Consider the following 12401-nt stretch of genomic DNA (forward strand, 5'->3'; position numbering starts at 1 on the left):
CTCAGGCCGCCGTGGGGGCCGTGCGGCGGTGCGAGCGGGGGCGCGGGGCGGGGGTCTCGTGCCCGTCGAGGGCGGCCTCCTCGAGGAGGGCGGCGGCCGCGTCCTCGGTGACGCCGAGCGCGACGCTCAGCTCGGAGCTCAGGACCTCGCGCGCGGAGCGCAGGAGGTCACGCTCGGCGGTCCCGCTCGCGTTGTGGCCGCAGTGGCGCAGGATCTCGCGCATGACGACGGCTCGCTCGGTGGGCAGTCCGCTCTGCAGCCGCAACGAGTAGTCCTTGATGCGGCGCGACCAGCCGTTCTCCGGCGGCAGGCTCTCGTCGTGCAGGACGGCGAGCACCTCGTCGACCTGCGCGCGCGTCATGACGGCTCGCAGGCCGATCGTCGCGGCGCTCGGCACGGGCACCCAGACGTGCAGCTCGTGCTCGGGCTGCTCCAGCTCGAGGTAGTCGACCACGCGGTCCCGGACGGTGCGGGTGACCACCGCGCTGATCCGCATCGGTCCGTGGTGGGGGTGGACGACTGTCTGACCGACGGTGAAGGGCACGGGCTTCTCATTCGACGAGGCGGTGCCGCGCCGTCATTGCCGTGGTCCCCGGGGCCCGGCAACGGGCCGACGCGTGAGCCGCGCGCGTCGGCCGGGCTTCGAGCGGCCTCACGGGGGGTGGGTCCCGCGAGAACGCTTGCAGCGCGACAGCCCCCATTGTCCCTCACATCGGACGATCAGGGCGGGCGGACGCCGTTCACCGTGCCGCCAGCGCGCGGGCGCGGCGTTCGACCGCCGCCGCGACCACGTCCGCGACGTGCGGCGCGACGTGCAGGTTGAGCGCCGGCTCGAACAGCTCCGCCTCGATCAGCACGATGCCGTGCTCGGCGGAGTCGACGAGGTCGACGCGGGCGTACAGCGGGACGTCGAGGCCGGTGGCGGCGCCGACCGCCGCGAGTGCGCGACGGGCGAACGCCTCCTCGTCGGCGGTCGTCGGGACCGGCTGCGGGTGCTCCTGGTAGACGCCGCCGACGAACCCGCCCCCGGGTGCGAGCAGCGCACCTTTGCCGATGGCGTGCGTGAGCTCGCCGTCGACGAGGTAGAGCGCCTTCTCGGCACCGCGGGACAGCTCGGGCACCTCGGGCTGCACCATGACGACGCCGCCCGCGCGCAGCACCCGCTCCGCGAGGGCGAGCGCCGCGGGGTCGTCGGCGTCGAACAGGCCCGTGTCGCGCGCGCCCGCGGACACCGTGGGCTTGAGCACGACGCGCGTGCCCGCGGGAGCGGAGGCGAGGTCACGCGCGACGTCGTCGATCCGGGAGCGGTACGTCGTCGGGACGACGGCGACTCCGAGTGACGCGAGCTGCGCGAGGTAGTGCTTGTCGAGGTTCCACCGCACGAGCGCGGGCTCGTTGAGCACGCGCGTCGTCGCCTGGGCGTGCGCGAGCCACGCGGTGAACTCCGCCAGCCGCTCCGGGTAGTCCCACGGGCTGCGGAGCACCAGCAGGTCGAAGTCGGCGACCTCCACCGACGGGTCGTGCCAGACGACCGGGACGGCGTCGAGGCCACGGGCGCGCAGCGCCGCGACGAGCGGCGCGGTGTCGTGGTCGAGGTCCTCGAGCGGGTAGGAGTCGGTCACGACGACGCCGACGCAGGGGACACGGGAGGCCGACGAGGGGGCGGGAGTGCTCACGAGCACGTGACTGTAGGCGCCGCCGGGCGCGGGGCGCGGATCAGCGCTGCGCGTCGCGCCAGGAGACCCACGTGCGGGCGAGCGACAGGTCGTAGTCCGGCCCGGTCGTGCCGATGGTCAGCAGGGTGGCCCCGCCGGCGAGCAGCCCGTCCGCGACGTCGTCGGGCGGTGCCGACACCCCGATCGACCGCTCGACGAGCCTCCCCGTGTCCCGTCCGACGGCGGCGCCGTGCTCGTCGAGGATCGCGCTCTTGCGGGTGAGCGACTCGGCGTCGCCGAACGAGTGCCAGATGTCGGCGTGCTCCGCGACGATGCGCAGCATCTTCTTCTCGCCGCTGCCGCCGATGAGCACGGGGATGTCGCGGGTCGGCGTCGGGTTGGACGCCGCCCACCGGGCCTTGATGCGCGGCAGCGCGTCGGCGAGCGACGCGATCCGCTGCCCCGCGGTGCCGAACTCGTAGCCGAACTCGTCGTAGTCCCGCTCGAACCAGCCCGCGCCGATCCCGAGGATCAGCCGCCCGCCGCTGATGTGGTCGAGCGTGCGGGCCATGTCCGCGAGCAGGTCCGGGTTGCGGTAGGAGTTGCAGCTCACGAGCGCGCCGAGCTCGACCCGCTCGGTCTGCTCGGCCCACGCCCCGAGCATCGTCCAGCACTCGAAGTGCTTGCCGTCCGGGTCGCCGGACAGCGGGTAGAAGTGGTCCCAGTTGAAGACCACGTCGACACCGAGGTCCTCGGCGCGGAGCACCGCGTCACGGATCTGGCCGTAGTCGGCGTGCTGGGGCGCGAGCTGGACACCGATGCGCACGGGGAAGGTCATGCGCAGCAACGTACGGCCCCGACCTCGCGTGCGCCGCCCGTGTTACCTCTCAGCGAACGTCCGCCGGGTCCTCCGGGCGCGCGACGCCCGCGATCGGCTTGGTGCGCGAGCGGCCCGTCTCGTCCTTGAGCACCACGTACTCGAGGTCCACGTGCGGCTCGAGCGCGCTGAACTTGTCGTTCGGCGCACCGATCACGAGCTGGAAGCCCAGGCCGCGCCACGCCCCGATCGCACGACCGGTGAACCGCGCGTCGGCCTTGATGAGGGCCTCGTCGAGGAACACCGGCGCGTACCGCGGCCGTGCCGCGCCCGCGTCGCCGAGCTGGTAGCGCAGCGCCGCCCCGACGATGAACGCGACGAGCTCCTGCGACTCGCCACCCGACTTCTCGCCGATGTGGTCGTACAGCGCGACGTGCTCGCCGTCGAGGTCGACCTTCTCGGCCGACAGCCGCACGTGCCGGCGGACGTCGACGAGGTCCGCGAAGTCGGGGGAGGTGCGCCGGATCCGGTCGATGACCTTCGCCATGCGGTGGTAGCGCCTCTCACGCTCGCCGTCGGTCGCCTCGGTCGCGAGGACCTCGCGCAGGTCGCGCAGCTCCTTGCGGAAGCGCGCGACGACCGTGGACTGCGTGTCGCGTGCGTCGATGCGCAGGCGGTGCTCGTCGTCGGCGAACGGCAGGTCCGCGAGGATGTCGTTGACGGGGCGGATGCGTTCCTTGATCTCCCGCACGGAGCGCGACAGCGCGTTGGCGAGGTCCGTCAGGTCGTTGCCGGACAGGCGCAGCAGGCTCTTGCGCCACTCGGCCTCGAGCTCGTGCATCCCGTTCGTCTCGAGCTCGACGAGGATGCGTTCGAAGTCGTCGAACGACGCGTCTGGGTCGGTTCCCAGGTTCGGGTCCGGCCACCGTTCGACGAACGTCTCGAACGTGCGGCGCAGCGCGTCCCGCTGGGTGCCGATGACCTGCTGCGCGGCCTGGCGGTCGGCGAGCAGGAGCGCGCCCGCACGCGAGAGCAGGTCGTCGAACGCCCGCAGGTCCTCGGTCGCGTCGTCGCCCGACGACGAGGCGGACGCACCCTCGCGCTGCGCGACGAGCAGGCCTTCGAGGTAGGCGCGCTGGTCGTCGGACACGGTCGTGCCCTGCGCCTCGGCCTCGTCGAGCGCGCGCTGCGCGACGTCCACCTCGTCGGTGACCGACGACCAGCGGTCCGCGAGCGCCGCGACGTCGCCCTTGGAGCGGCCGAGCTGCTCGGTGAGCGCGGAGATCGTCGTGTCGAGCTCGTCGGCGCGCCGCTGCAGGCGGGTCACCTCGGGGCTGCCCGACGTGACGCCGCCGATCACCTGCTCCCACCGGTCGATCGCCGCCTGCTGGCCCGCGACGTCCACCTGCGACCACGTGAGCTCCAGCACGGACTCGTAGGAGCGCCGACGCGCGTCGTCGCCGTCGAGGCGGGCCTCGGCGGCCTCGACCTGCGCCTGCGCGGTGGCGACGCGCTCGCGCGCGCGGTCCAGCCGGCGGTCCAGGTCGGCGAGTCGGCGCGTGTTGGTGAAGCCCAGCACGTTCGCCTGCCCGCGGCCGCCGTGCGCGCCGCGGGTGCCCTGCGACATCTGGCCGGCCCGTGTGAGCGCCCGGGGGTGCTGCGCGAGCTCGCCCGGGGTGTCGACGCACACGTAGTCGAACCGCTGCGCGAGCTCGCTGCGCAGCCAGCCCGTGAACGGCGACGTGCGGTAGTCGAGGCGGCCGGGCAGCGTGCGGGAGTCCACGGCGACGGTGTCCGGGAGGTCGGTGGGCACGCCCTGGAACTGGATCCGACGAGCGAGCGGGACGGCGTCGATCGCGGCACGGAAAGCCCGCAGGTGCGAGGCGTCGAGGAGCAGGCGCGTCGCGAAGCCGCCGAGCGCGAGGTTGAACGCCTCGCGCCAGGGCTCGTGCTCGGTGCGGACCTCGACGAGCTCGGCGACGAAGGGCAGGTCCCCGGGCGTGAGGCCCGCCGCCTCGGCGAGCGCCGCGCGGGCGCGGTGCAGCTCGCCGGGGATGTTGTCCTGGCGCCTGGTGACCGCGGCGCGCTCGGCCTGTAGGTCCGCGAGGTCGGCGACCGCCTCCTTCTTCTCCGACATCGCGTCGAAGAGCTCCTGCCGGGCCGCGTTCCTCGTCTCGGTGTCGCGCAGCGCGTCGTGCGCCTGCGCGACGAGCGCGGCGTGCTCGGCCTCGGACGTGACGGACACGCCGGGCAGGTCGGCGAGCGCCTCGTCGAGCCGCGCCCGGGCGCGCTGCACGGTCGCGAGGCGCTGCTCGGCGGCCGCGAGCTCACGCTGCGCGCTCGCGAGCCGGTCGCCGCCGGACGTCCACAGCGTCTCCTTGACGCCGTCGAGCTCGGCCCGCGCCGCGGCGACGCGCGCCTCGGTCTCCGCGACCAGGTCGCGTGCGCGGTGGTGGCGGTGCTGCAGGTCCGCCTCGGCCGCGCGCAGCAGGTCGAGCCGGTGCGCGTGCTTCCACAGCGCGGCGGGGGAGGCGGCGTCGTCGAACGTGCCGATCTCGTCGATCACGCGCAGCCGGCCCGCGGCCTCGTCGACGTCCGCGCGGTAGGCGCGGATCGGCTCGAGCGCCTTGACCTGCTGACGCGCCGTGATCATCTGGTCGCGCGTGCCCGTGAGCTTGTCGAACTGCTCGACCACCGCGTCGGCCGTCGCGAACGTGTCCGGCTCCTCGAGCACCATCGCCTTGTAGAGCGCGTCGACCGTCGTGATCTGCTGGCCCGCCTGGATGCGGCCCAGCAGCGCGACGGCCTTGTGCCCGTCACCCGCCGCACCGATGCCGAGCGTCGAGTGCAGGCGCGCGGTGAGCTCGCGGTCCGTGTCGTACACCGACAGGCCGGCCTCGGTGAGCGCGGGGCGCGAGAACCGGGTGGCGGCCGCCCGTTCGAGGTCCCGCAGGTCGAGCTCGCCGTCGCGCGTCGCACGCACCGCGACGACGTCCTCGAGCGTGCGGGCGGCCGACGGCACGTACCACGCGCGCACCGCGGTGAACTGCGTGCCCGACTGGTCCGCCCACGTCATCGAGATCGCCGACCACGTGTCGCGCCCGTCGCCGCGCAGCACCCGCTGACGCGTGCCGTCCTCGGTGCGGGACTCGTCGAGCTTGCCGCGCGCGTAGGACAGGATGTTGCGCTGGTCCTTGCCGCGCGGGCGCCCGACGACCCCGCCGTTCGACGCGCCGTTGAACGGTGTCGTGTGCGGCATGAGCAGCGCGATGTACGCGTCCATGAGCGTCGACTTGCCCGAGCCGGAGCCGCCCGAGAGCAGCGTCGCGGTCGGCGCGAGCCGGATGCGGTGGTGGCCGTCGTACCCGCCCCAGTTGACCAGCTGCAGGTCGCGCGCGACCCACTGCTGGCCGGTGGAGGCGGCCGGGATCAGGCCGAACAGCGTGTCGACCATCGTCATCGTGCGGCCTCCTCGGTCGCCTCGGTGGCGTCGTCGTGCGCGCCCTCGTCGGGCGCACCCTCGTCGGGCGTGGTCCCGACCGTGCGACCTTCGGCGCGCTCGCGCAGCCAGTCGCGCAGCTCGGCCAGGCGCTCGTTGCTGAGCACGACCTCGACGAGCGGTGTCACGCGGAAGCGGCCCTCGGACTCCTCGTCGACGATCCCGTCCTTCGCGAGCCGCGCGAGGGCCGCGCGGATCTCGCGCTGGTGCGTCGCGACGTTCGTGTCGTCGGGGTCGAAGTACGTCAGCGCGGTCGCCTCGATCTCCTCGACGTCGACGCGCACGGACGTCTCGCCCGCACCGCGCTCCCGCTGGAACACGGTGCGCAGGTGCACCAGGACGAGCGTCTCGGCGCGGGAGTACGCCTCGTCGCGCAGCAGCACCGGGACGTCGAGCTCGGCCGAGCGGACCTGCCGCTTGTACGCGACACCGCGCTCGTGGTCGACGACGAGGTGCACGAACAGGTCGTGCAGGCGCGACTCGACGACCTGCTGGTTCTCCAGCAGCGTGCGCCACTGCGCGCGGTTGCGGTCCGCGACGAGGAAGCGGCGCTGCAGCAGCCGGACGAGCACGCGGCGCACGTCCGCGTCGAGCGCGCCGGTGTCGCCCGCGAACAGCTCGGCCGGGTCGTCCTCCATCGCGACGGGGGAGATGAACCCGGCGTCAGCGGTGGCGGGCGCGGCGGCGTCGACCTCGCCGGTGCGTGCATCGGTCGTCGTGTCAGTCATCGTCGTCCTTCGTGCGGGTCGTGCTCGTGGTGACGGCGCCGAACGCGAGGCGGCGGCGCGTCCCGTCGGGGCGGACCGCGTCGACGAACGCGACCCGGTCGGTCTCCTGCATGCCGTGGGCGTGCGCCAGCTCGAGCAGCCCCAGCAGGTCCACGGGCCGGCGCAGGTCGTCGGGTGCGGCGTCGAACGCGGCGGCGAGGTCCACCTCGTCGTCCGACGAGCGGGCGAACGCGCTCAGGTGCGCGTCGAGCTCGGCGTAGTGCGGGCCACCCCACGCGCGCGCGTCGTCCGCCGGGGCGTCGCCGTCCTCGTCGTCCCACTGTGCGAGCGCGTCCGGGGGCTCGGGCGTGCGCAGGTCACCCACGGTCTGCCGCAGGTGCTCCACGTCCGCGACCGGCAACCGCCGCACGGGCGGTACGGCCTCGAACCGGCGGGCGTCCGGCATCCACGCCTGCAGGCCCGTCATGACGTCCCGCAACAGCGAGTCGACCTGCCGGTCGCGCAGCGGGTCGTGGTTGCGGACCTGCGCCGTGATCACGTACGACGCCTCGCGCTGCGCCGCGAAGACCTGCTCGAGGCCCGCCTCGATGCGGCGCACGACGTCCCGCAGGTCACCGCGCTGCTGCGCGTCGAGCCGCCGCGCGAACCGGTGCCGGAGCACGACGTCAAGGTGGGTCGCCAGGTCGTCGAGCCGCTGGGGGTCGCCGATGAGCCGCAACGCCCCCGCGAACGCGCGACCCTCGACGGTCGACTCCATGACGTGCTCGCCGCGCTGCAGGTACTCGCGCAGCACGTCGCCCGTGGGGCGCTCGTCCTGCCGCAGCGCCGTGACGACGTCGCGCTGCATCGCCTTGATCGACTCCGCGACGCGCGCGAAGTCGGCGGGCAGCTCGCGCATGAGGTGCACGACGTTCTCCGCCTGCTCGAGCAGGTCCTCGTCGTCGACCTCGTCCACGACGCCCGTGCGCTGCACGCGCTCCAGCTCCGCCTGCAGCGCCTTGATCTGCGAGTCCAGGCGCGCGACCCGCACCATGGCGTCCGGGTCCGCGTCCTGCGCGAGGCGCTCGACCGCGTCCAGCAGCGTCCGCACGCGCGACTGCGACACCCGCGCCCGCGCGCCGCCCGCCCGCCCGGCGACCTCGAGCGCCCCGACGGCGTGCGCCGAGAGGCGGTAGACCTCCACGTCGTCGTCCAGCACCTGCCGCACGAGCCAGCCGGCGTCCGCCCACTGCCGGCACAGGTCACGCGCCGTCCCGGTGGGCAGGTCGTCCCCGAACCCCGCCGAGCGGAGCTGGTCGAGCGCGTCGCCGACCTCGGTGTGAGCGTCTGCCACGGGGACCGTGGGGCGCTCGGCGGTGAACACGAGCGACAGCAGCGAGACGACGAGAGGCGCGTGCCGCTTGTGCAGGAGGTCCAGCATCGGGTTCTGGAAGGCCCGGACGGCGCCCAGGTACGCCGCTTCGGCACGAGTGATCATCGCGGGACACCTTAGGTGCCCCGGGCGGCGGGCGGCCGCCGACGCCGCTGGGCGAGTCGCGCGGCGCGGCTCAGGACGTCCGGCCGATGCACCGCCACGGGGCGGTCGAGACGATGGGCGCCATGATCACCCTCTACCTGCACGGCAGGGCGGCATGCGACGCCCGCACGCTCGAGTCGTTCCTCGCGCGCGCCCGCCCGGTCTACGAGGCGCCCGGTGGCATCACGGTGCGGCTGCAGTGGAGCCTGGCCGAGCCCGGCGCGTTCGTCGAGATCATGGAGTACCGCGACCGCGTCACCTACGAGGCGGACCAGGTCCGCGTCGAGCGCGACCCCGCGATGCGTGCACTGATCGACGAGTGGCACGCCCTGCTCGCGGGCGCACCCCGCGTCGAGGCCTACGAGGACGTCACGCTCGGCGGCGGCGCAGCGGACAGCGTGCGTCGGGAGGCCCGGGCGTAGCCGGACGAGCCGGGTGCGGCGAGGGTCCGACCCGCGACCGATGCGGCGAACGGGCCGGGCACGACCGGGTCCCGGGGGATCCCGAAGACGTCGGTGCTCAGGTCCAGGTCGGACCCGTCGGGGTTGGTGTAGGGCATCTCGGCCTGGTAGCTCGTCCCGAGGCGCGCGGTCGTGACCGGGTCGACGACGGGGAGGTCGTCCGTGCGGTCCACCTCGACGCGGATGGTGCCGGCCTCCGCGTCGACCACCTCGACGCGCAGCGGTGACGCGCCGACCACGAGCGCCGTGAACTCCGCGCGGAACGGCTCGGCGCCCTCCGCGTAGAGGTTGCCCTCGACCCGGACCGGGAGCCGTGGCCCGGCCAGGTCGCTCCCGCGCTCGTTCGGGTACTCCTGGGGCGTCGGGTAGGCGTCGTACTGCGAGGTGCCGACGGGGGTCGGCGTGAAGGTCGCCTGTCCGGGCACGCCGTCCATGTCGATCGCGCCGGACCAGAAGCTGGCGAGCGCCGGTTCCTCGTGCCCGTCGGCGCCGTCGGCTCCAGCGGAGGGACGGTCGCCGACGAAGATGTTGTTGAGGAAGCGGTCGTCGCCGCCGAGGATGTTCGACACCCCGTAGACGGCTGTGGAGTGCGGCACGTGGTAGGGCGTGTAGCGCTGGTGCTCGGTGCAGTTCGCGATGCGGCCTGCGACGTAGTTGTGCACGTACGCGCCGCCGGAGGACATGTCCTTGACCGCCCACGGCGACAGGAAGAGGTTCGAGTCGACGAGGTACGGGCCGTGGCAGACCTCGACCATGAAGTCCTCGGCGGTGGACGCGTAGAACACGTTGCGCCGCACCAGCGTGCCCTGGGCCTGCCAGTCGAGCCACAGCGCGCGGTGCGTGTGGTGGATCGTGTTCCCGCTGATCACGGTGTCGATGGCGGCGTGCAGCTTGATCCCGGCCACCTCGGCGCCGTGCCACTGCCGCTTCACGTGGATGCGGAAGATGTGGTTGTCCTCGATCGTCGAGAACGCCGCGCCCAGGTGCCCGACGACGCCGGCCTGCTCGCAGTCGCGGATCGTGTTGCGCCGTACGGTGTGCGAGCCGACGTGGTCCCGGTGCCACGGGTGCGGCTCGCCGACGGCCGGTCCGCCCAGGAAGAGCGCGCGCTGGATCACCTCGCGCTCGCGCTGCGTCCCGCCCTTGGCGCCGTCGGGCCCCGCGGCCGCCTCGTTCTGCCCGGTGCTGGCCTCCTTGCCGAGCGAGACGCCGACGTTCTTCGAGTCGGTGATCGTGTTGTCCTCGATCACCCAGCCCGTCGACCAGTGCGGGCCGATCAGACCCTCCTGCAGGGCGGTGGGCGGTGCCCACTGCGTGGCGGCCTTCGTCAGCGTGAAACCGCGGACGGTGATGTGGTCGACGCCCGTCGCCTCGGGCCAGAAGACGAAGGTGCGCGCGTTGATCTCGATCTCGTGCTCGGCGGGGTCCACCCCGCCGAAGTTCGCCCAGATCGTCGTGACGTCGTCGCCCACCTCGCAGTACCAGGTCAGCAGCGAGCCCTGCGGGTCGAACGAGTCGGGGGTGACCTCGGGGTTCTCGACGCCGCCGAGTGTCAGTGACTCGTACATCGACCTGCCGTCGAGGTAGACCTCGCCGGTGTGCCAGGTGTTGACCCGGTCGAAGAACCAGTCGCCGCCGATGCGCTCCGCGTACGGGTTGCGCGCGCCGAACAGCGCGTTCGGCACCCGCGCGACCCAGACGCGGCCCTCGGCGCCAGGGTGGGGGCGCCAGTCGGTGACCACCTCGGCCCCCGAGATCGTGACGGGCTCGAACCGCCCGTCCGGGCCCACCGCCGCCTGGTAGGTGATCGGCGCGACGGCAGTCCCGCCGCGCGGGGGGTTCACCCACTCCCGGTACACGCCTTCGTGCACCGTGACGGTGTCGCCCGGCAGGGCCGCCTGGGCCGCCCGGTTGATGGTCCGGAACGGGGCCTCGGCCGAGCCGTCAGCACGGTCGGAACCGGTGACGGCGACGTGCAGGATGGTCACGACAACGCCTTTCGTCGATCACTGGGTCGTGCAGTGGTGGGGGAGAAGCGGAGGTGTCAGGCCTCCACGTCCGCCGGCTCGGGTCTCACGTACCCCCGGTCCACGAAGAACCGCTCGAGCAGGTAGCACCACCACACGAGGATCAGGCCGGGCACCACGAACACCGCGGGCATGAAGTTCCAGATGGCGACGCACCCGACGAACACGGCGATCGCGAGCAGGAACGTCAGGCTGGGTGTCGTCAGACCCAACGTGAGCCCGTTGCGTACCTGACGCCAGGTGGGGTTGGTGAAGCGGGCGACGAGCGGGAGGCACCAGAACAGCAGGAGAACGAGGAAGAGGCCGATGACGAGCAGCGGCACCAGCACCTCGGCCAGCCCGAGGGTGGGCAGGTAGGACAGCGTGAGGAGGCCGATCGCCGCGACCGCGACGGCCATCAGGCCGACGACCGTCGCCTGCGCCCAACTCTGCCGCCAGGCCTTGGTGGCGACCGCCCAGGGCCCGGCGTCCTTGCCCAGGACGTACCTGCGGCACAGCTCGTACGCGACGACGGTCCCCGCGCCCGCCGTCACGACGAGGCCGAGGCTCACGAGCCAGAGCAGGCTGATCAGGATGATGGAGCCGAGCGAGTCGAGGATGCGCCACAGCAGCGATGCGGGGTTGAAACGAAAGATGGTCGGGGCCTCTCGGTGCGCGGACGTGACGGGGTCGAGGACTCTCGAGGACTCTCGAGGACGCGGTCGGCCTCCCGCGGTGCGCGGGAGGCCGACGCCGTCAGCCCTTCACCGAGCCGATCATGAGACCGGACACGAAGTGCTTCTGCAGGAACGGGTAGACCAGCAGGATCGGCACGGCCGCCACCATGGTGATCGCCGACCGTAGCGCGATCGGTGTCGTGAGCTGCCCGCCCGCTCCCACCGACGCCGCGTTCGCCGCGCTGTTCCCGGAGTTGGCACCGGCGTTCATCGAGCTCGCCAGCAGCTTCTGCAGCTCGTACTGCAGGGTGGTCAGCGCCGGGTCGCCGGAGTTGTACAGCAGGGTGTCCAGCCACGCGTTCCAGCTGCCGACGGCCACGAACAGACCCACCACGGCCAGCACGGGCTTGCACAGCGGCATGATGATCTGCCACCACGTGCGGAACTCGCCCGCGCCGTCGATCCGTGCCGACTCGGTGATCTCCTCGGGGATCGACTTCATGTACGTGCGCAGGATGATCAGGTTGAACGCGCTGATGATCGTCGGCACCCAGTAGGCCTGGAAGCTGTTCAGCATGCCCAGGTCCTTGATGAGCAGGTAGTTGGGGATCAGGCCGGCGTCGAAGTACAGCGTCAGCACGAAGATCAGCGTGATCGGGCGGCGGAAGATGAACTCCTTGCGGCTGAGCGCGTAGGCGAGCATCGAGGTGAACAGCAGGTTCGTCGCGACCACCACGACCGTCTTCAGGACGCTCATGATGAACGCCTGGTAGATCGAGTCCATGTTGAGCACGACCTCGTAGTTCTTCAGCGAGAAGACACGGGGCCAGATGCCGATCCCGCCGCGGACGGCGTCCATGCCGTCGTTCAGCGAGATGGCGAGCGTGTTCAGAAGCGGGTAGAGCATGAGTGCCCCGAGGAGCACGAGGAAGCTCGTGTTGAGCGTCGTGAAGATGATCCGCTCGGTGGTCCACTTGTGGCGCCGTCGCCTGGGGCTGGCGGCGCCCCGCTCCAGGGACTTCGGGGCAAGGGTGCTTGACAT

Annotated in this window: 10 protein-coding genes; 1 reads left to right on the forward strand and 9 read right to left on the reverse strand. The window is 72.7% G+C overall.

Annotated features, from left to right (window positions below):
• Position 1 precedes the first annotated feature (1 nt).
• The 6 genes from CBP52_RS03955 to CBP52_RS03980 form a co-directional block, all read right to left on the reverse strand.
• Positions 2–544, reverse strand: a complete 543-nt coding sequence (locus CBP52_RS03955; protein ID WP_157732490.1) for a CarD family transcriptional regulator — start codon at positions 542–544, stop codon at positions 2–4.
• Positions 545–740: 196 nt separating this feature from the next.
• Positions 741–1676 (reverse strand): RimK family alpha-L-glutamate ligase, encoded by a 936-nt coding sequence (locus tag CBP52_RS03960; protein WP_369826290.1) that lies wholly within the window; start codon positions 1674–1676, stop codon positions 741–743.
• A gap of 40 nt (positions 1677–1716) precedes the next feature.
• On the reverse strand, positions 1717–2493 hold the full coding sequence (locus CBP52_RS03965; RefSeq protein ID WP_094179915.1) for an LLM class F420-dependent oxidoreductase: 777 nt from the start codon (positions 2491–2493) through the stop codon (positions 1717–1719).
• Between the two features lie 49 nt (positions 2494–2542).
• Positions 2543–5932, reverse strand: a complete 3390-nt coding sequence (locus CBP52_RS03970) for an ATP-binding protein (RefSeq protein WP_094179916.1) — start codon at positions 5930–5932, stop codon at positions 2543–2545.
• Positions 5929–6699, reverse strand: a complete 771-nt coding sequence (locus CBP52_RS03975) for a DUF4194 domain-containing protein (protein WP_094179917.1) — start codon at positions 6697–6699, stop codon at positions 5929–5931. Before CBP52_RS03975 ends, CBP52_RS03970 begins: the two co-directional genes overlap by 4 nt.
• The gene (locus CBP52_RS03980) at positions 6692–8176 is read right to left on the reverse strand and encodes a DUF3375 domain-containing protein (protein WP_094179918.1); all 1485 of its coding nucleotides are present in this window, start codon (positions 8174–8176) and stop codon (positions 6692–6694) included. The genes CBP52_RS03975 and CBP52_RS03980 overlap by 8 nt, the downstream gene beginning before the upstream one ends.
• A gap of 122 nt (positions 8177–8298) precedes the next feature.
• Here CBP52_RS03980 and CBP52_RS03985 point away from each other — a divergent pair, with 122 nt between their 5' ends.
• Entirely contained in the window at positions 8299–8637 is a 339-nt protein-coding gene (locus tag CBP52_RS03985; protein WP_094182131.1) for a hypothetical protein, read from the forward strand.
• On the opposite strand, the gene CBP52_RS03990 is transcribed toward CBP52_RS03985, so the two are convergent.
• The 3 genes from CBP52_RS03990 to CBP52_RS04000 all read right to left on the reverse strand — a co-directional run bounded on the left by CBP52_RS03990 (position 8574) and on the right by CBP52_RS04000 (position 12401).
• On the reverse strand, positions 8574–10664 hold the full coding sequence (locus CBP52_RS03990) for a right-handed parallel beta-helix repeat-containing protein (protein WP_094179919.1): 2091 nt from the start codon (positions 10662–10664) through the stop codon (positions 8574–8576). The genes CBP52_RS03985 and CBP52_RS03990 overlap by 64 nt on opposite strands.
• A gap of 56 nt (positions 10665–10720) precedes the next feature.
• Positions 10721–11338 carry a DUF624 domain-containing protein gene (locus CBP52_RS03995; RefSeq protein WP_198303569.1) on the reverse strand — a complete coding sequence of 206 codons (618 nt, stop codon included), beginning with the start codon at positions 11336–11338 and terminating at the stop codon, positions 10721–10723.
• A gap of 100 nt (positions 11339–11438) precedes the next feature.
• Positions 11439–12401: a carbohydrate ABC transporter permease gene (locus tag CBP52_RS04000; protein ID WP_094179921.1), complete on the reverse strand. Its 963-nt coding sequence runs from the start codon at positions 12399–12401 to the stop codon at positions 11439–11441.

The organism is Cellulomonas sp. PSBB021 (assembly GCF_002240455.1).
Taxonomy (GTDB): Bacteria; Actinomycetota; Actinomycetes; order Actinomycetales; family Cellulomonadaceae; genus Cellulomonas; species Cellulomonas uda.